The sequence below is a fragment of the Mycobacteriales bacterium genome (genome assembly GCA_035690485.1).
GTDB lineage: Bacteria > Actinomycetota > Actinomycetes > JAFAQI01 > DASSKL01 > DASSKL01.
In genome coordinates this window covers 1-19,051 of record DASSKL010000017.1, presented here as the reverse complement: position 1 = coordinate 19,051, position 19,051 = coordinate 1, and the positions used below count along the sequence as shown (strand labels likewise).

Here is a 19,051-nt window from a genome sequence, read left to right as displayed (position 1 = left end):
ATGGAGATCATCAAGGCCCTACATCGCGGCAGTAGTTGAAGGAAAGCGACCGCAACTGGCACTGGTCTGGTTGTGGACGAGTGGGCCGTTGTGGACGGCGTACGCCGAAGCCGCTCGCGAGCGGCACCGTAGGCGAGGTGTCGCGTGATCTGCATGCTCTGGCTGCCCGGCAGGCCGGCGTCTTCTCGCGCGCCGACGCCTTGCGGTGCGGCTACACGGTCGACCAGATCCGTCACCGCCTGGAGGTCGGCCGCTGGCTGACGGTTCGCCGAGGCGTCTACGCGCACGCCGCGCTTTCCGGCGACGGCCCGATTCCGTTGCATCTGCGCGCTGCGGCGGCCTGCCTGGTCATGCCCGGCGCGGTCATCGCGAAGCGCACCGCGGCCGCCCTTCACGGCGTGGCTCTGATCGGTGAGCCCGGCCCCGTGGAGCTGTTGCGAGGCAGCGACCACCACGACGGCTACGACCTCGTCGTACGCCCCGCCGCCTTGCCGGAGCACCACGTCACGTCGATCCGCGGCTTGCCGGTCGTCACCGTCGCGCGAGCCGTCGTCGACCTGTGCCGGGGCGATCTACGCGACGGGCTCGTGGCCGCGGACTCCGCGCTGCATCACCGCCTCGTGACGCAGCCCCAACTCCAGGCGGTGGTGCGCGACTGCACGAAGTGGCCCGGCATCGCGGCCGCCCGGGAGGTCGTGGATCTGGCCGACGGTCGGGCGGAGTCTGCCCTGGAGTCGGTCTCGCGGCTGTTCATCCATGAGCAGAGGCTGCCGCCGCCTCGGCTGCAGCAGTGGATCCGCGGCTTTCGGGTCGACTTCCTGTGGGACGGCGTGGTGGGCGAGGCGGACGGCGCGAGGAAGTACGACGGCAGAGCGCCGGACGCCCTGCTCGCCGAGAAACGACGGCAGGAACGGCTGGAGGAACTGGGCTTCATCGTCGTGCGGTGGGGCTGGGACGACGCGGTACGCCGGCCCGAGGCGACAGCGGACCGGATCAGGCGGGCGATAGCGCGGGCGGATCGGCTGCGCAGGACGGCGTGATCGCGGGTTCCCGACGCGCCTTATGACGCGCCTTCCGCCACTACTGCCGCGGTGTAGGGCCTCTCAGAGATCGTTTAGGCCCCACACCGCGGCAGTAGACGGAAAGTCGGTGGGGGAGCAATGGGGCGGCTGGGCGGACCATCGAGCGGCCGGGCGGACCATCGGTCGGATTGGGCGGACCATCGGCTGGGTGGACGTGGGCCGCCAGGTGGGGAAATGCGCCAGGCAACCGAGCGGCATCCGTACCCTGGAGGGCGTGACCACCCTCGACAGCTGGCGGGCGCTGCCGGCCGCGCAGCAGCCGGCGTGGCCGGACGCCGCCGCGGTCGCGCGCGTCCACGCCGAGCTGTCCGCGCTGCCCGGACTCGTCGTGGCCGACGAGTGCGACCGGTTGCGCGCATCACTCGCCGACGTCGCCCAGGGCAAGGCTTTTCTGCTGCAGGGCGGCGACTGTGCGGAGACGTTCGCCGCTGCGAGCGCCGAGCACGTCCGCGACAAGGTCAAGACCCTGCTGCAGATGGCGATCGTGCTGACCTACGCGGCGAGCGTCCCGGTGGTGAAGGTCGGGCGCTTCGCCGGGCAGTTCGCCAAGCCGCGGTCGGCCGACGTCGAGAAGCTGACCGGGCTGCCGTCGTACCGCGGTGACGCCGTCAACGACATCGCGCCCACCGCCGACGCCCGCACGCCCGACCCGGGGCGGATGCTGCGCGCCTACCACCACGCGCTGTCGACGCTGAACCTCGTGCGGGCCTACGCGCACGGCGGGTTCGCGGACCTGCGCCGGGTGCACGCCTGGAACCAGGACTTCGTACGCCGCTCGCCGGCCGGTCAGCGCTACGAGGTGGTGGCGCGGGAGATCGACCGGGCGCTGGCGTTCATGCAGGCGTGCGGGATCGACCTCGACGCGCTCGACACCGCTCGTGGGGTCGAGCTGTTCGCGAGCCACGAGGCGCTGCTGCTGGAGTACGAAAGTGCCCTGACGCGCTGGCACGAGGACCGGGGTACGGCCTACGACCTGTCGGCGCACATGGTGTGGATCGGTGAGCGGACCCGGGCGCTCGACGGGGCGCACGTGGAGTTCGCGACACGGATCGCCAACCCGATCGGGGTCAAGCTCGGTCCGTCGGTCAGGCCGGAGGACGCGGCCGCTCTCGTCGAGCGGCTGGACCCGCATCGTGAGCCCGGGCGGCTGTGCGCGATCACCCGGATGGGGGCCGACCGCGTGCGCGACCTGCTGCCGCCGATCGTCGAGAAGGTCACCGCGACGGGCTGCCCGGTCGTATGGGTATGCGACCCGATGCATGGCAACACGGTCGAGTCGCCCAGCGGCTACAAGACAAGGCACTTCGACGACGTGCTCGACGAGGTCCAGGGCTTCTTCGCGGTGCACCACGCGCTGGGCACGCACCCGGGCGGGCTGCACGTCGAGCTCACCGGCGAGGACGTCACCGAGTGCCTGGGCGGCGCGGAGGACATCAAGCACGCCGACCTGGCTGGCCGATACGAGACCGCGTGCGACCCGAGGCTGAACACGAGCCAGTCGCTGGAGATGGCGTTCTTGGTGGCCGAGATGCTCCGCGAGGGCCGCTCGTAGTCCGGGTGGCTCAGGCGTGGCCGGCTACTCCGACGGCGACACCCAGGGCCCCGGCCAGGAACAGCGCCAGCAGGATGATGCCGATCGGCACCAGCGGCGGCTCGTCGGCCTCGGCGTCGGCGGCCAGCAGCACCTCTTCCAGCGACGGCAGCAGCGACTGCGCCCGGTCGGTGACCCGTTCGAGCATCTCGTCGCGCTCGTCCTCGGGCATCGCGATGACCGGCAGCCCGGCCGCGAGCCGGCGCGCCTGCGACATCGACTCGCTGACGTCCTCGCACTGGGCGCAGGTGTGCACGTGCCGGCGCATCGCGGTCGCCTGCTGACCGGTCGTCGTCCCGTCGCAGAGCAGCCCGAGCGACGCCGAGTCCATGGACGGCCGCGCCGGGTGCCCGTCGAGCGAGGGTGCCCGCCGGCCGTGGTAGGTGCCGAACAGGTGCAGCCGCGCGGCCGCGAGCAGCGCCGCGGTCACGTCGGGCGGCCGGCGCAGGGCGACGGCCACGGACGCGAGCGGTAGGTCGTAGGCGTCGCGCAGCATGATCGCCGTACGCTCCCGCTCCGGCAGCCCGGCGAGCGCCTCCCGCACCCTCGTCTCGCCCTCGGTGCCCGCCAGCAGGCTGTAGCCGTGCAGCCCGTTGCGCGGCGCGGCGTCGGGGTCGCCGGCGGCGACGCGGCGGGCGGCGTCCAGGGCGTGCGCGAACCACCAGCCGACCAGGTCCTCCACGGTCTCGGGCGCGCCGACCAGCGCGCCGAGCAGCTCCAGGGCGGTCGACTCGACGACCTCGGGGGCGACCTCGGCGCTGCACCCGGATCGGCGTACCAGGTCGTGCAGCCGGTCGGAGTGCACCCGCACCGCCGCCACGTAGTCGTCGACCGAGACCAGAGCAACTGGCGCGTCGACGAGCTGGGCGACCACGGGAATTACTTTAGGTCGCGGTACGGATGCGTTGCGGGAGGTGGCGAGGGGTGTCGGCGTACGGCGAAGTCACGGTCGAGCGTCCGGTCGACGGCGTGGTCGACCTGCGCAGCGACACGCTCACGCGGCCGACCGCGGGCATGCGCCGGGCGATGGCGGAGGCCGAGGTCGGTGACGACGTGTACGGCGAGGACCCGACCGTCCGCGCGCTGGAGGACGAGGTTGCGGGGCTGTTCGGCCTGACCGGCGCGCTCTACGTGCCGTCCGGGACCATGGGCAACCAGATCTGCGTGCGGCTGCTGGTGCCGCCGGCCGGCGAACTGCTGCTCGACGCCGACGCGCACCTGGTGACCTACGAGGGTGGGGGAGCAGCGCAGCACGCCGGCATCCAGACCCGCACGATCGTCTCGCCGCGCGGGCTGCTCGACGTCGAGGCCGTGCGCGCGCAGATCCGGCCGGCCGGCTTCGGGACCGTGGTGACCAACGCGGTCGCGGTGGAGCAGACGCACAACCGGGGCGGCGGGGCCGTCTACCCGCTGGAGCGGCTGCAATCGCTGCGCGAGGTCACCGAGGCGAACGGCGCGCGGCTGCACTGCGACGGCGCGCGGATCTGGAACGCCCACGCCGCCACCGGAGTCGGCCTCGACGTCTACGGCGGGCTGTTCGACACGATGTCTGTCTGCCTGTCGAAGGGGTTGGGCGCGCCGGTCGGTTCGCTGGTCGTGGCGGCCGACGAGGCGCTGCTGGCGGAGGCCCGGGTGGTCCGCCGGCGGCTCGGTGGCGGGATGCGGCAGGCCGGGGTCATCGCGGCAGCGGGGCTCTATGCGCTGCGGCACCATCGAGATCGGCTCGCCGAGGACCACGCGCGGGCGCACCAGCTGGCGGTGCGGATCGCTGCTGTGGCCCCCGTCGTCGACCCGGCCGTGGTGGAGACCAACATCGTGCCGCTCGACCTCTCGTCGTCGTCGCTCGACGCGGTGACGCTGGCGCGGAAGGCCGCCGCCGAGGGAGTGCGGATCTCCGTGGTCGGCGCGCGGCGGGTGCGGCTGGTCACCCACCTCGACGTGGACGACGCCGGCTGCGACCGCGCGGCCGATGTGGTCAGCCGCTTGCTGGAGACCGCCTGACCACAGTCGCCACGACCCCTGACTCTTCGTGCGCGACCAGTCCAGCCCAGCCCAGCCCAGCCCAGCCCAGCCCAGCCCAGCCCAGCCCAGCCCAGCCCAGCCCAGCCCAGCCCAGCTCTTTGCCAACTACTGCCGCCGTGTGGGGCTTTGTCGATCTCCAATAGGCCCTACACCGCGGCAGTTGACATAACGCGCACGAGGGCGGGCGGGAAACGGAGCTAGGGCGCGGTGGCCGGGGGGACCGGTGACCTGGGGGACCGGTGACCTGGGGGATGGGCGGCCGGGGCTTATGACGTGAACGTGCGGCCGAGCGACGGGGGCAGCTCAGGAGGTCAGGCGTGCGGCCGAGCGACGGGGGCAGCTCAGGAGGTCAGGCGGCGGCCGAGCAGCGGCGGCAGCTCCCGCACCGCCTCGGCCAGCAGCTTGAGGTCGTCGCCGATCAACGCCTGCGGCCCGTCGCACAAGGCCGTACTCGGATCGGGGTGTACGTCGACGATGACCGCGTCGGCGCCGGCGGCGATCGCCGCCCGGGTCAGCGGCACCACCAGGTCGCGGCGCCCGCCCGCGTGTGACGGGTCGACCACGACCGGCAGGTGCGACAGGTCGTGGGCCACCGGGACGGCGCTGATGTCGAGGGTGTTGCGGGTCGCCGTCTCGAACGTCCGGATGCCCCGCTCGCAGAGCACGATGTCGAGGTTGCCCCGCTGGGCGACGTACTCCGCCGCCATCAGCCACTCCTCGATCGTGGCCTGCAACCCGCGCTTGAGCATCACCGGTTTCTGCACGGCGCCGACGGCCTGCAGCAGCGAGAAGTTCTGCGCGTTGCGGGTGCCGATCTGCAGCATGTCGGCGTAGGAGGCCACCAGGTCGACGTCGTGCGCGTCGACGACCTCGGTGACGATCGGCAGGCCGGTCTCCTCGCGTACGTCGGCGAGGATCTGCAGGCCCTTCTCGCCGAGGCCTTGGAAGGCGTACGGCGACGTGCGGGGCTTGAACGCCCCACCGCGCAGCAGCGCCGCCCCGGCGTCCTTGGCCATCTGCGCGGCGGCCAGCGTCTGCTCGGGTGTCTCGACGGCGCACGGCCCGGCGATGAGCGTGAAGTGGCCCGGGCCGATGGGCACCGGGTGCGTCGTACCCGAGCCGCCGACGAGGATGGTCGACATCTGGTCGTGGTTCTCGCGGCTGACCAGCTTGTAGGGCTGCGAGATGCGGACCACGTCGCCGACGCCGGGCAGCGCCTGCAGGTTGAGCGACTGGAACTGCGCGATGTCGCCGACCAGCCCGATGATCGTCCGGTGCACCCCGCGGCTCACGAACGCGTTGCCGCCGGCCCCCTCCACCAGGGTCACGACGCCCTGGATGTCCTCCGGCGTCGCGCTCGGCTGCATGACGATGACCACGTGTCGGCAGCCTACCGGACCTGATCACGGGCTCGGCTGGTCATCGACAGCGGCCCGGCCTCGACGAGGAGCATCGCGACCAGGACCAGGGCGCCGCCGGCCAGGGACCGCCCCGACAGCGAGTCGCCCGCGAACACCGCGCCGAAGACCGCCGCGAACACCGGCTCCATGATCATGATCACCGCCGCGCGGGTGGCCGACAGCAGCGACTGGGCCCAGGTCTGCACCACGAACGCGACCGCCGTCGCCGCCAGCGCCGTGAGTGCCAGGGCACCCCAGACGCCCGCGTCCGGCGGCACTGACAATCCCGTGAACGCCGACACGATCGAGCAGCCGACCGCCACCGTGGCGAGCTGGACCACCGCCAGGCCGTACGGGTCGTACGACGCGGACCACTCGCCGAGCCCCACGATGTGGAAGGCAAAGGCCACGGCGCACAAGAGAGTCAGGGTGACCCCGCCGCCGAGCGCGATGCCGTGCAGCGACAGCAGCGCCAGCCCAACGGTCGCGACGACCACCGCGAACCAGGCCGACGCCCCCACCCGGCGGTGCAGCAGCAGGCCGGCCAGCAGCGGCGTGAACACCACGAACATCCCGGTCACGAACCCGCTCACCGTCGCCGGCGTCGACTGCAGCCCGTAGGTCTGGAGCACGTAACCCGCGCCCAGGGCCAGGCCGAGCAAGGCTCCGTCGCGACGACCGGCCGGCCCCAGCCGGGCCACCGCGCGCGGGCGCAGCACGAGCATCGCGACGGTCGCGATCCCGAAGCGCCAAGCGAGGAACGGCATCACCGGCATCCGCGCGACCGCGTCCTTCACGACCACGAAGGTCGAGCCCCACACGGCGGTCGTCGCCAGCAGCGCCAGCACCGCGGCTGTGGTGGAACCACGCAACGAGGACCGGGCCCGGTCGGACGGCGCGGCCCCGGCCGCTAGCTCCCGGTCATCGGCGGCCAGCCGGCGGGCAGCAGACACCAGCCCCCGCGCGGCCACCGGCCCCCGCGCGGCGACCGGCCCCCGCGCGGCGACCGGCCCCCGACGAGTGATGGGCCAACGCTTGTCACGAGCCCTGCGAGTCACCGGTCGCGCAGCGACTTGAGCAACGCGATGTCGGCCGCCTGCTCGGGCCCCTTGCCGGGCGTCTCGACGATGACCGGCACGCCGCGGGTGGCGGGGTGGCGGAACAGCTCCGCGAACGGTTCGGAGCCGATCCTGCCGGCGCCGATGTTCGTGTGGCGGTCGCGGCAGGAGCCCAGGGCGTCCTTGGTGTCGTTGGCGTGCACGAGCTTCAGCCGCCCGCGTCCGGCCACCGCGACGAGCGCGGTCAGCAGCGCGCGCATGCCGCCGGGCTTGGCGAGATCGTGCCCTGCGGCGTACGCATGGCAGGTGTCGAGGCAGATTCCCAGCCGCGGGTGGCGTTCCAGCGTCTCGAGGTAGGGCCCGAGGTCGCCCACGGCCGACGCGAGCGGTTGGCCGCCGCCCGCCGTGTGCTCGAGCAGCACCATCGGGTCGTCGTCGGACAGCGAGTCGAGCACCGGCAGGAGCAGCGACCGCACCTGCTGCATCGCGGCCTCGCGGTGGGCCGCGTCGACGGCGGAGCCGGTGTGTACGACGACGCCCCGCGCGCCGATCCGCCGGCCGCGGGCCAGCGCATGCCGGACCGCCTCGACCGAGCGTTCCGCGGTCGTGGCCGTGGGGGAGCCGAGGTTGACGAGGTAGGGCGCGTGCACGAACACCGGCATCCGCGCCTCCGCGCAGCCGGCCCGGAACGCCTCGTCCTGCGCAGGATCGCCGGGCGAGGCCGCCCAGCCGCGCGGGTTCGACAGGAAGACCTGCACCGCTTGGGCGCCGACGTCGCGCGCGTAGGGCAGCCCGCTCGACACCAGCCCCGCGCCCACGAACACGTGCGCCCCGATGGGCGAGGGCTTGCGAGGCGGCACGGACAGCGATTCTGTCGGATGTCCACCGGATCGGGCCGCACCGGTCGGAAACGGGTGGGCGCAGCCAATGGTGTACGCCGCCCGGCCCGGTGACGTGTCCACGGCGTGGGTCGTCCGGCCCGGTGAACTGCTCACGTCCTGGGCCGCCCGGGTCCGGTGACGTATTCACGGCGTGGGCCGCCCGGTCCGGTGACGTGTCCACGTCCTGGGCCGCCCGGTCCGGTGACGTGTCCACGTCCTGGGCCGCCCGGTCCGGTGACGTGTCCACGGCGTGGGCCGCCCGGTCCGGTGCGCGAATTTCTGTCTACTGCCGCGGTATGGGGGTCTAACGATCTCCAATAGGCCCTACACCGCGGCAGTAGACATAACGCGGCGGGGCGGAGCGATCCTGAGGCGCGCGGCGTCGACGGGATCAGAGGGCGGGCCGGATACGCGCACGGGTGAGACCAGAGGACGGGCGAGACCAGAGGACGGGCCGGATCCGCGCTCGGGTGAGATCAGGGCACGGGTGAGACCAGGGCACGGGTGAGACCAGAGCTCGGGTGAGACCAGAGCTCGGGCGAGACCAGAGGACGGGCCGGATCCGTACACGGGCGAGACCAGAGCTCGGGCGAGATCAGCGCTCGGGCGGAATCAGGAAACGGCTGGATCAGAAGACGTAGAGCGTGACCGTGGTTCCCTTGCGCTGCATGGAATGCCCGCCCGGCGACTGGCGCAGCACCTCGCCCGGGCCACCGGGCAGCGAGATGACGTTGGCCTTGAACCCGGCCTGCTGCAGGATCGACTTGGCCTCGTTGACGTTCTTGTGCGTGACGTCGGGCACCTCGAACAGCTGCGGGCCCTTCGAGACCGTCAAGGTCACGGTCGACCCGAGCGTCAACGTGCCGTTGGCCGGGTCCTGGGCGATGACCTTGCCCTTGGGCACCGTGTCGCTGAACGCGTCGTTGACGGTCCACTTCAGCCCGACGTCGTTGATCGCCTTCTGGGCGTCCTTGGCCGACATGCCGACGACATCGGGTACGGCGACCGGCGGCGGGCCCTTGCTCGGCACGATCTGTACGACGGTGTCGTGCAGCACCTGCTGGCCCGGGTCGGGCTTGGTGCGCAGGACCAGTCCGGCGGCGACGTTGGGGTCGTAGACCGCGTCGACGACCACCGGGTTGAGGTGCGCGGCCTTGACCGAAGCGACCGCCTGGGCGACGGGCTTGCCGCGTACGTCGGGCACCGCCCGGTGCGTGGGCCCGAGCGAGGGGTGCAGCGTGACCGTGCCGCCGTCGCGCATCCGCTCCGTGGGCTTCGGCGACTGCTGGGCCACCAGCCCCTCACGGTAGGTGTCGCTGTAGATCGCGTTGCCGACCTTGACCTTCAGCCCGTCGTGCGTCGCCGCGGCTTTCGCCTGCGCGACGGACATGCCGAGCAGCTTGGGCGTGTCGGTGTAGCGCCCGGAGGCGAGGTACCAGCCGCCGACTGCGGCCGCGGCCGTCACCAGGGCGAGCAGCGCGGCCACCCACGGCCAGCGCCGCCGCGGGCCCGTCGGCGTGGCCCGCGCAGGATGTGACGGCGGGATCGGGACGGCCAGCGGTTGCGACAGCGGAGCCGTCTGCCCGTTGATCACCCTGGTGGCCATCGGGTCGTCGTCGGCGGAGGGGATCGGCACCGGCGCGGTGAGCCCGAGCGAACCGCGCAGCCGGCGCAGCTCGGTGAGCAGTGCCCCCGCGTCGGCCGGCCGGTCGTCGGGGTCCTGCGCGGCGGCGCGGCGTACGAAATCGTCCAGCCCCGCAGGTAGATCCGGCACGACCGACGACGGCGCGGGCACCGAGTCGTGCACGTGCTGGTAGGCGATCGCGAGCGGGGTGTCGCCGCGGAACGGCGGCGTGCCGGTCAACAGCTCGTAGAGCATGACGCCGGCCGCGTAGACGTCGGCACGGGCGTCGGCCACCCCGCGGGAGACCTGCTCGGGCGCGAGATAGGAGGCGGTGCCGATCAGCACCGTCGAGGTCGACGTCAGGTGCGCCTCGGCGATCGCCCGGGCCAGGCCGAAGTCGGCGACCTTGACCTGGGCTCCCTCGTGACCGTGGTTGGCGATGAGGACGTTCTCGGGCTTGACGTCACGGTGGACCAGCCCGGCGCGGTGGGCGGCGGCGAGGGCCGCGACGACCGGCTCGAGCACGGCCAGCGCCTGGGCGGGGGAGAGCCGGCCGTGGGTGCGCAGGACGTCGCGGAGGGTGTGGCCGGCGACGTACTCCATCACCAGGAACACCGTGTCGCCGTCGGCGCCCTGGTCGAACACCGCGACCACGTTGGGGTGTGACAGGGCCGCGGCCGCCCGCGCCTCGCGGATGAATCGCGCGACGAACGCCTCGTCGTCGGCCAGCGCCGGGTGCATCACCTTGACCGCGACCCGGCGCTCGAGCCGGGTGTCGGTCGCGAGGTAGACACTGGCCATGCCGCCGCGGGCGAGCCGCGCGTCGACGTGGTAGCGCCCGTCGAGCACGCGGCCGACGAGCTGGTCGGTCACGGTCGTGTCCATCGCGGCCGAGTCTACGTAGGCCTCCCGGGCAAATGGCGCAACGCGGCCGGTGGCCGGGGCGCCGGACGCGAGGCGTACGCCGGTGCGCCCGGGCGCCGTCAGCGGTCGCCCGTGGACGTCAGCGGTAGCCCTTGAACCGGTCGCGCAGCGCGAGGACGTTGGCCACGTAGGCCTTGGTGTCGGCGTACATGCCGCGGGAGCGGACCGATCCGAGGCCTTGGTAGTAGCCGGCGACGGCCTGGTCGACGGGCGCCGCGCGCAGCAGGTTGCGCAGGAGCGCGACACCGGCGATCGCGTTGTCGTGCGCGTCGAGCAGGTCGAGGTGGCGGCCGACGATGTAGCGGGAGACGAAGCTGCCGGTGCTCGGCACGACCTGCATCGCGCCGATCGCGTCGGCGGCCGAGACCATCCGCTGGTTGAAGCCGGCCTCCTGCCAGGAGACGGCGAGTGCGAGCGCGGGGTCGACGCCGAGCTTTCGCGCGGTCGCCGCGATGATGTTGCGCATCTGGGCGTGCGAGGGCACTGCGCGACCCGACATCTCCGCACGGTGCTGGGCGGCGGCCGCGGTCACGGCGGTGGGGTAGTGCCGCTGCGGCGGCGTGGCGCTCACCTGGTGCGGCACCGGGATCACCAGCGTGGTGCCGAGCATCACGACCAGCGAGCGGGGTAGGTGGTTGCGCGCGGCGATCGACGACGGGCTCACGTGGTAGCGCTGGGCGAGCCCGATCAGCGTGTCGCCCACGACGACCTTGTGCCGGACCTCGGTGACCACGGTCTTCGGGCCGACCGGCTGGGGTGGGGCCGGCACTGCCAGGGTCTGCCCAGCGAAGATCAGGTTTCCGTTGCCCGGCAGGTGGTTGAGCGCGACGAGCTCCTTCACCGTCGTGTGGTGGCGGAGGGCGATCGCGGACAGCGTGTCGCCGCGGTTGACTCTGATGTGCAGGAACCCGGGCGCCGCCGCGGTCACCGTGGCGGCGAGCGCGACGACGACGGCGAGCGGTGCGATGAGCACGCGCATGCGGCGGGGCAGCCCCATGTCGTGGCCTCCTACGAAGGCCCCGCGCGAGGCCTCCACTCGGGGGAAGACGAGGCTCAGGAGCCTAACTCTTCTGTGACTGATGTGACAAGTGTGACGGATGTGACCTGAAGTCCCGGAAGGTCTGGCAGCATGCGAACCGTGACCGACCGGCCGTGGGTGATCGCCGCGCTCGCCCCGCTGCCGGCCACCGCGTGGGAGACGGTCCTCGGCGACCTCGGCGCCGAGATCGTGCTGCCCGCGACGCGCGACCAGGCCGGCGTACGCGAAGCCCTCACCCGCGCCGACCTCGTCTTCGGCGACTGGAGCGCGCGGCTGCGGATCGGTGCGGCGGAGGTCGCGACGGCGCCCCACCTCGTGCTGGTGCAGCAGCCCAGCGTCGGCGTCGAGATCATCGACCTCGACGCGCTCGCCGCCCGCGGCATCGCGGTCGCCAACGCCGCCGGCGCCAACGCGGTCAGCGTGGCCGAGTGGTGCCTCGGTGCCACCCTCGCGATGCTGCGCGACCTGGTCTGGGCCCACGTCGAGGTCGCGGCCGACCGCTGGCCCCCGCAGCAGGAGATCTTCCGCCGCGGCAGCAGCGAGCTGGCCGGGAAGCGGGTCGGCATCGTCGGGTTCGGCGACATCGGCGTCGCGTGCGCCCGGCTCTACTCGGCGTTGGGCTGCGAGGTGTCGTACTGGTCGCGCCGGCAGCGCTCGGCGGAGGAGGCGTACGGCGTTCGCTACCGCGACCTCGACGACCTCGTCTCCACCAGTGAGGTGCTCGTCGTCGTCGTGGCACTGGCCGCCGGCACGCGCGGGCTGCTCGACGCCGAGCGGATCGCCCGGATGCTGCCCGGGGCCTACCTCGTCAACGCCGCCCGGGGCCACATCGTGGACGAGTCCGCGGTGGCCACCGCGGTGCGGGAGGGCCGGCTGCGGGGTGCGGCGTTCGACGTCTTCGCCACCGAACCGTTGCCCGCCGATTCGCCGCTGCACGGGGTCGACGGGATCCTGCTGTCACCCCATGCCGCCGGGTCGACCGAGCAAGCGGTCGGCAACGTCATGAAGGTCACCGTCGACAACCTGCGCCGGGCGATCGCGGGGGAGCCGGTGCAGGCCGTCCGCAACGGCGTCGCACCGCTGATCCACCGCCGCTGATCCACCGCCGCCGATCCGTCTGCCGGCCGGCCGGCCCTCAGTCCTTGAGCAGGACCTCGAGGCGGCCGGCGGAGACCCGGTTGCGTAGCGCGGGTGCGGGCGCGGTCGCGGGCCCGTGCACCGGGGCACCGTCGTCGAGCCGGAACGTGCTCCCGTGCCACGGGCAGACCACGCAGTCGCTGCCGTCGGCGTGGATCACCTCGCCCTCCGACAGCGGGCCGGACAGGTGGGCGCACCGGTCGATGAGCACGCGCACGTCGGTGCCGCGGCGGTAGACGCACAGCGCCGTGCCGGCGGCTTCCTGCTTGCTGAGCCCGTCCGGGACGTCATCCAGGGCGGCCACGTCCTGCCAGCCCCCCGGGAAGTCGCGCGCATCGGTGTCGGCACGGCTGACCCCGGCCGACTGCCGGAACGACAGGTGCCCGCCCAGCTGCGCGCTCGCCGAGGCCACCGCGAGACCCGCGAAGCCCAGCAGCCGGCCGGTGAAGTGGCGGCCGCGCACCCGGTTGCCGAGCGAGGCCGCGTAGAGCACGAGCGCCGCCGTGTTGAGCGTCGCGTGCACGAAGCCGACCCGCGCCTGGTCCGGCTCGAGGTCGAGCCAGTCGGCGAGCCCACTGGCCGCGGTCGGCACGGCGGAGGCGATGCCGGTGAGCACGAGCATCGTCGCGGCCGTCCGGTTGCCCGGCAGCACGTCGAGCAGCGCGGCCGAGAGGAACGCGCCGATCGTCACGTCGGTGAGGGCCGGGTGCAGCGGCGTACCTTTCCACACCCCGTGCAGCAGGTCGCGCAGCTCCTGCGACGACAGCGCCTCGCGGGCCAGGGAACGCACCTGGTCGATGACCGGGTCGAGCGCGGACAGCTCCTCGAGCCGGGACGCGGACTCGAACGGCGGCATGGGTTTCATGGGGCTCCTCCCGGCTGTGGTCCTCCCGGTGCCTATACCGCGAGCCTTCCTGGGAAACCGTCGCGGCGGAAGAGGGGTCGTTCAGCCGAGCTTGGCGCGACCCTCGACGGGGCTCGACGCCTGGGCGTGCCAGCGCTGTGGGATCCGCCCGGCCTGCCGCGCCAGCCGCCCGGCCTCCACGCCCCGCGCGATCGCCGTCGCCATCGCGCCCGGGTCCTGTGCCCGGGTCACCGCCGAGGCGACCAGGACCGCGTCGCAGCCCAGCTCCATCGCGAGGGCCGCGTCAGACGCCGTACCGATCCCGGCGTCGAGCACCACGGGCACCCCCGCCTGCTCGACGATCATCGCGATGTTGTGCGGGTTGCGGATGCCGAGGCCGCTGCCGATCGGCGACCCCAGCGGCATCACCGCCGCGCAGCCGACCTGCTCCAGCCGGTGGGCGAGCACCGGGTCGTCGTTGGTGTAGGGGAGCACCACGAAGCCCTCGGCCACGAGTTGCTCGGCGGCGTCGAGCAGCTCGACCGTGTCGGGCAGCAGCGTGCGCTCGTCGGCGATCACCTCGAGCTTGACCCAGTCGGTCTCGAGCGCGTCGCGGGCCAGCCGCGCGGTCAGCAGCGCCTCGCCGGCGGTGAAGCAGCCGGCGGTGTTGGGGAGCAGGCGGATGCCGAGGCGGCGTACGACGTCGAGCACCGATCCCCGCGCTCGCGGGTCGACCCGGCGCATGGCCACCGTGGTGAGCTCCGTGCCCGAGGCGCGCAGCGCGGTCTCGAGCCCCTCCATGCTGGCGGCGCCGCCGGTACCCATGATCAGACGTGAGTGCAGCGGCGTGCCGGCGATGACGAGCGGGTCCTTCATGTCTTCAGCCTCCTTGCACCGCGGTCAGCACCTCGACCCGGTCGCCGTCGTGCAGCAGCCGGTGCGGCCACTCGCGGCGGACGACCACGTCGCCGTTGACCGCGACGGCGGTGCCCTGCTGCGGCGCGCCGATGTCGGCGACCAGCTTCGCGACGCTCCAGCCGTCGGGCGCCAGGCGTTCCTCGCCGTTGACCGTCACCTTCATCGCGGGACCGTGACCTTCCTCGTGCGGCCGTGACGTTCATCGCGCGAACCTGTCCGGTCCGAACGGCAGCAGCTCATCGGGCATGGTCCCGTCGACGACGTAGGCCGCGATCGCCTCGGCCGTGATCGGCGTGAGCAGCACACCGTTGCGGAAGTGCCCGGTCGCGAGCAGCAGCCCGGGTGCGGCGGGCCCGACGATCGGCGCGTTGTCGGGAGATCCGGGCCGCAGGCCGGCGCGGCACTCGACCAGCTCGAGCTCGGCGATGCCGGGGAGCACGGCGTGGGCGTCGCGCAGCAGGTCGTAGACGGCGCCGGCGCGGACCTCGGTGTCGAAACCCATCTCCTCCATCGTCGCCCCGACGACGATCTCGCCGTCCTCGCGCGGGACGACGTAGACCGTCGAGCCCTGCACGACTGCGCGCACCGTGCGGGTCAGGAACGGCACCTTGGTGCGCAGTCGCAGGATCTGGCCCTTGACCGGGCGCACCGGGACGTCGCCCGGCAGGCCGGCCAGGTCGTTGCACCACGGGCCGGCGGCGAGCACCACGGTGCCGGTTGCTGCCTGCTCGCCGGTCGCGAGCGTGACGCCGGTGACCTTGTCGCCGTCGCGGGTGAGGGCGGTGACGGCTTCGCGGCGTACGTCGACGCCGGCTCGGGTCGCCGCTGCCAGCAGCGCTTTGCCGAGGCGGCGGTTGTCGACCTGGTGGTCGCCGGCGACGTGCAGCCCGCCATGGACCGACGGCGCGAGCATCGGCTCGAGGCGGCGGCACTCGCGGCGGTCGAGCAGCTCGGCGTCGAGGTGCAGCTTGGTCTGGAACGCGTGCAGCTCCTCGAGCACCGCCCGGTCGCCCGCGTCGAACGCGACGGCGAGCGTGCCCTCCGTGCGGTGGCCGACGGTCTGGCCGGCCGCGTCCTCGAGCTCGGCGACGAAGCCCGGGTAGCGGGCCGCCGAGGCGAGGTTGAGGGCGAGCAGCAGCTCCTCGCCGTAGTGCACCTCGGTGACCGGGGCGAGCATGCCCGCGGCGGCGTAGGAGGCGCCCGACAGTGGGGCGGGGTCGCAGACCACGACGCTGGCCCCGCGCTGGGCGAGCCGCCAGGCTCCGGCGAGTCCGATGAGGCCGCCACCGACCACGGTGACGTCCGCCACGGTGTCGCCTCCTCATCCGCGTGTCACCGCCAGCGTAGTCGCGTTCTAAGGTCTGTCCGCGTGGCGACAGCGGACGTGCGCAGCGTGGTCGTGGTCGGCGCGGGCCTCGCCGGCGCGCGCACGGTCGAAGCGTTGCGCCTGGCCGGGTACGCCGGATCGCTGACGCTGATCGGCGCCGAGCTGCACGAGCCCTACGACCGGCCGCCGCTGTCCAAGGAGCTGCTGACCGGCGAGATGGAGCACTCGACCCTGACGGTCGACTGGGCGGCCCTCGACGTGGAGCGGCGGTTCGGCTCCCGGGCGCTCGGGGTCGGAAACGGGGCGGTGGAGACCACCGACGGACCGGTGCCATACGACCGGCTGGTGGTCGCGACGGGGGCTGGTCCGGTGCGGCTGCCCGGCGACTCCAGCGCACTCGTGCTGCGCACCGTCGAGGACGCGCGGGAGTTGCGCTCGCGGCTCAAGCCCGGGACCCGGCTGCTCATCGTCGGCGCCGGGTGGATCGGCGCCGAAGTAGCCACCGCCGCCCGCGCCGCCGGCTGCGCGGTCACCGTCGTCGAGGCACTGGGCACGCCGCTGGCCGCGGTCTTCCCCGCGGCGATCGGCACCGCGATGGGGCAGTGGTACGCCGACGCCGGCGTCGACCTCCTCTGCGGCACCGCCGTCTCGGCGGTCGACGCCGGCGGTGTCGAGCTCGCCGACGGACGGTCGCTCCCGGGTGACGTGGTGCTCGTGGCGGTCGGCGTACGCCCCGAGGTCGCCTGGCTCGAGGGCTCGGGCATCGAGGTCGGGCCCGGCGTCGTCGTCGACGAGCACCTTCGATCCGTGTCCGACGAGCGGGTCTACGCGGTGGGCGACGCGGCCGCGTGGTGGTCGCGGCGCTACGGCGTACGCCTCTGCGTCGAGCACTGGGACGACGCCCTGCGCGGTCCCGACGTCGTGGCCGCCAACGTGATGGGGGGCTCCGAGGTGCACGACCCGGTGCCTTACTTCTGGTCGACCCAGCTCGGCCGGCGCGTCCAGATGGTGGGCCACCCGCCGGCGGGCGACCGCATGGTCTGGCGCGGCTCGCCGGACGACGAGATCTGGGGTGTGGGCTGGCTGCGCGGCGAGCGGCTCGTCGCGATGCTGACCGTCAACCGGCCGCGCGACACCATCCAGGCGCGCAAGCTGATCGAGCACGAGACGCCCGTCGACGAGGCTCGCCTGGCCGACGTCGATGTCCCCATCCGCGACGCCACCCGCTAGGGCTCGGCCCGCCGGGCGGCTCGCCCCGCTGGAGAGCTGCCGGCTCTGCTCGCGAGTTGCCCGCCGGGCGGCCGCCGCCGCGTGCGCTACGCCCTGCAGGACGGCAGCCGGCCGAAGTTGATCACAAGAGTGGAGAAGTGGTTGATCAACTTGCTCCGGCCACGCTTGGTCGGCGTACGCCGGATGCCCACAACTCCACTCAAGTGATCAACTTCTCCATCGAAGTGATCACTCCACTCACGTGCAACTGCTCCGTCAAACGATCGGCTTTCCGGAGCCGGACAGAGCCGCAGCTCGCGGCCCGGGGTGTCTCTCGGTCAGCCTGCTCGACTGGCGGCGAGGCATTCGCGAACGATCGCCACCGTCTCCTGCGGCCGGTGCACGATGTCCGCCCAGGTGAACCGCAGGACCGTGTAACCCGCGCGGATGAGGGCGTTCTGGCGCTGCTTCTCACGGGCGAGCTCACCGGGTTCGGCGTACTTCGACATTCCGTCGACCTCCACGACGAGCCGGGCCGCTCGCCACAGGAAGTCCACCCGGGCTACGAACCGGCCATCGACCGTGATCACTGCTTGAATCTCCGGCGCGGCCAGATCGGCCGCGTGCCACAGCGCCCGCGCCAGGCTCTCTAGTGGAGACTCCGAACGTTCGTCGGCGAAGGCGACCACCGCGGCCGCCTGGCGGTAACCCCGGCCGCCGTAGCAGCGCAGCAGCTCGCTGCCCAGGTCGAGACCCGGATGTGTGGCGAGAGCCGAGTCGGCGAGGGCAACGGCTTCGGCGAAGCCCGCCCGCCGCGCGATGTCCACCACCGTGCGGGACAGGCTCGTCGCATCGACGCCGAACGGACGCTCCACCGATACCGCCGCCCTGCTGCGGTGCACTTCGACGCCCGCGACGGACGGAACCACCGCCCCCGGCGGGACCGTGACGTGGATCGTCGGGTTGGGCGATGGCACTGCGAGGCGCCACAGGGCTGCTGCGGTCTGATGGCTGATGACCGTGCCGGCCGGGAGTACGACGAGCAGTGCGCGGCAACGCATCGACAGCTGTCGGAGGTCACGCAGCGGGTCGGAGGGGTCGTGCGGCCAAGCCGGCGCGGCGATGTAGATGCCGCGGTAGAGCCTGAGCCACTCGCCGCGTCTGAGCAGGGTTCGTACTTGCTGGTGGCTGATTCCGTGCCGGCGGCACTGGGCCGCGGTGACGATGCCGTGCTGCCGTTGCAGCAGGACCTCGATCTCCCCGGGGGCCGTGTGCATCGGGGAAGGGTCGCCCAGGTCGGCGGTTCGCTGCTTGCGCCGTCCACAGCCTGTTAGGGGGCGTGGCTTCCGCGAAGGCCGGAAGTGGATCACAAGAGTGGAGAAGTGGTCGAGGCTCTCAGGCGTGTGGCGGGTTCAGCGAGAGCCGGAAGTGGATCACAAGAGTGGAGAAGTGGTTGATCAACTTCGTCTGCTCACGCTTGGTCGGCGTACGCAGAATGCCCATAACTCCACTCAAGTGATCAACTTCGGCGTCGGCGTCGGCGTCGGGGTCGGCGTCGGCGTCGGCGTTGGCGTTGGCGTCGGTGCCGGGTGCCGGGTGCCGGGTGCCGGTGTCGGTGTCGGTGTCGGGCGCTGGGCGCCCGAGTGCCGGGTGCGAGGACCATGGACAGGTGGCCCGGGGCGGTGGGGGCGGATCGTTTGGCAGGCTTGTCGGGTGACCGAGTGCGTGACCGACCTGGACGGCCTCGTTGACGAGTGGCTGCCCCTGCCGGACGTGGCCGAGCGGTTGGGCGAGCCGATTACCAAGGTGCGGCAGCTGCTGCGCGACGGGAAGTTGGTCGCCGTACGCCGGGGAGAGCGGGCCGTCCTCCAGGTGCCTGCGGCCTTCGTGTGCGGCGGCGTCCTCGTGAAGGGGCTGGCCGGCACGCTGACCGTGCTGCGTGACAACCGGTTCAGCGACGAGGGGGCCATCCGCTGGTTGTTCACCCCGGACGAC

Annotated in this window: 16 protein-coding genes and 1 pseudogene; 6 read left to right on the top strand and 11 right to left on the bottom strand. The window is 72.8% G+C overall.

Translation table 11 applies throughout. The features are described from left to right. Positions 1-137 precede the first annotated feature (137 nt). Both VFJ21_03375 and VFJ21_03370 read left to right on the top strand, forming a co-directional pair. The gene (locus VFJ21_03375) at positions 138-1,040 is read left to right on the top strand and encodes a type IV toxin-antitoxin system AbiEi family antitoxin domain-containing protein (protein ID HET7406160.1); all 903 of its coding nucleotides are present in this window, start codon (positions 138-140) and stop codon (positions 1,038-1,040) included. A 265-nt stretch (positions 1,041-1,305) separates the two neighbouring features. Further along, a pseudogene (locus tag VFJ21_03370) lies at positions 1,306-2,634 on the top strand (3-deoxy-7-phosphoheptulonate synthase class II). A 10-nt stretch (positions 2,635-2,644) separates the two neighbouring features. Here the strand turns inward: VFJ21_03370 and VFJ21_03365 are convergent. After that, the gene (locus VFJ21_03365; GenBank protein HET7406159.1) at positions 2,645-3,547 is read right to left on the bottom strand and encodes a sigma factor-like helix-turn-helix DNA-binding protein; all 903 of its coding nucleotides are present in this window, start codon (positions 3,545-3,547) and stop codon (positions 2,645-2,647) included. Positions 3,548-3,597: 50 nt separating this feature from the next. On the opposite strand from VFJ21_03365, the gene VFJ21_03360 reads away from it, so the two are divergent. After that, positions 3,598-4,674, top strand: coding sequence for a GntG family PLP-dependent aldolase (locus VFJ21_03360; GenBank protein ID HET7406158.1), 1,077 nt, complete (start codon positions 3,598-3,600; stop codon positions 4,672-4,674). Positions 4,675-5,036: 362 nt separating this feature from the next. Here the strand turns inward: VFJ21_03360 and aroF are convergent, their stop codons facing one another. From aroF to VFJ21_03335, 5 genes are all read right to left on the bottom strand, one after another. Continuing rightward, on the bottom strand, positions 5,037-6,074 hold the full coding sequence (gene aroF / locus VFJ21_03355) for a 3-deoxy-7-phosphoheptulonate synthase (protein ID HET7406157.1): 1,038 nt from the start codon (positions 6,072-6,074) through the stop codon (positions 5,037-5,039). Positions 6,075-6,085: 11 nt separating this feature from the next. Continuing rightward, the gene (locus VFJ21_03350) at positions 6,086-7,066 is read right to left on the bottom strand and encodes a DMT family transporter (GenBank protein ID HET7406156.1); all 981 of its coding nucleotides are present in this window, start codon (positions 7,064-7,066) and stop codon (positions 6,086-6,088) included. A gap of 83 nt (positions 7,067-7,149) precedes the next feature. Next, positions 7,150-8,013, bottom strand: a complete 864-nt coding sequence (locus VFJ21_03345) for a deoxyribonuclease IV (protein HET7406155.1) — start codon at positions 8,011-8,013, stop codon at positions 7,150-7,152. Between the two features lie 649 nt (positions 8,014-8,662). Next, a complete protein-coding gene (gene pknB / locus VFJ21_03340; protein HET7406154.1) occupies positions 8,663-10,543 on the bottom strand; it encodes a Stk1 family PASTA domain-containing Ser/Thr kinase in 1,881 nt (626 codons plus the stop codon). A 118-nt stretch (positions 10,544-10,661) separates the two neighbouring features. Then, positions 10,662-11,579 carry a LysM peptidoglycan-binding domain-containing protein gene (locus tag VFJ21_03335; protein HET7406153.1) on the bottom strand — a complete coding sequence of 306 codons (918 nt, stop codon included), beginning with the start codon at positions 11,577-11,579 and terminating at the stop codon, positions 10,662-10,664. A gap of 141 nt (positions 11,580-11,720) precedes the next feature. Here VFJ21_03335 and VFJ21_03330 point away from each other — a divergent pair, with 141 nt between their 5' ends. Continuing rightward, a complete protein-coding gene (locus VFJ21_03330) occupies positions 11,721-12,719 on the top strand; it encodes an NAD(P)-dependent oxidoreductase (protein HET7406152.1) in 999 nt (332 codons plus the stop codon). A gap of 37 nt (positions 12,720-12,756) precedes the next feature. On the opposite strand, the gene VFJ21_03325 is transcribed toward VFJ21_03330, so the two are convergent. From VFJ21_03325 to thiO, 4 genes are all read right to left on the bottom strand, one after another. Next, complete coding sequence (locus VFJ21_03325; protein HET7406151.1) at positions 12,757-13,623, bottom strand: Rieske (2Fe-2S) protein; 867 nt, start codon at positions 13,621-13,623, stop codon at positions 12,757-12,759. 81 nt (positions 13,624-13,704) lie between these two features. After that, a complete protein-coding gene (locus tag VFJ21_03320) occupies positions 13,705-14,478 on the bottom strand; it encodes a thiazole synthase (protein ID HET7406150.1) in 774 nt (257 codons plus the stop codon). 4 nt (positions 14,479-14,482) lie between these two features. Next, entirely contained in the window at positions 14,483-14,683 is a 201-nt protein-coding gene (gene thiS, locus VFJ21_03315) for a sulfur carrier protein ThiS (protein HET7406149.1), read from the bottom strand. Between the two features lie 36 nt (positions 14,684-14,719). Then, complete coding sequence (gene thiO, locus VFJ21_03310) at positions 14,720-15,829, bottom strand: glycine oxidase ThiO (protein HET7406148.1); 1,110 nt, start codon at positions 15,827-15,829, stop codon at positions 14,720-14,722. Positions 15,830-15,889: 60 nt separating this feature from the next. On the opposite strand from thiO, the gene VFJ21_03305 reads away from it, so the two are divergent. After that, positions 15,890-17,077: an FAD-dependent oxidoreductase gene (locus VFJ21_03305; protein ID HET7406147.1), complete on the top strand. Its 1,188-nt coding sequence runs from the start codon at positions 15,890-15,892 to the stop codon at positions 17,075-17,077. 317 nt (positions 17,078-17,394) lie between these two features. Here VFJ21_03305 and VFJ21_03300 read toward each other — a convergent pair whose 3' ends face one another. Then, positions 17,395-18,333 carry a type IV toxin-antitoxin system AbiEi family antitoxin domain-containing protein gene (locus tag VFJ21_03300; protein HET7406146.1) on the bottom strand — a complete coding sequence of 313 codons (939 nt, stop codon included), beginning with the start codon at positions 18,331-18,333 and terminating at the stop codon, positions 17,395-17,397. A gap of 436 nt (positions 18,334-18,769) precedes the next feature. On the opposite strand from VFJ21_03300, the gene VFJ21_03295 reads away from it, so the two are divergent. Beyond that, positions 18,770-19,051, top strand: a 282-nt coding sequence (locus VFJ21_03295; GenBank protein ID HET7406145.1) for an Rv2175c family DNA-binding protein, incomplete at its 3' end; no start/stop codon positions are given.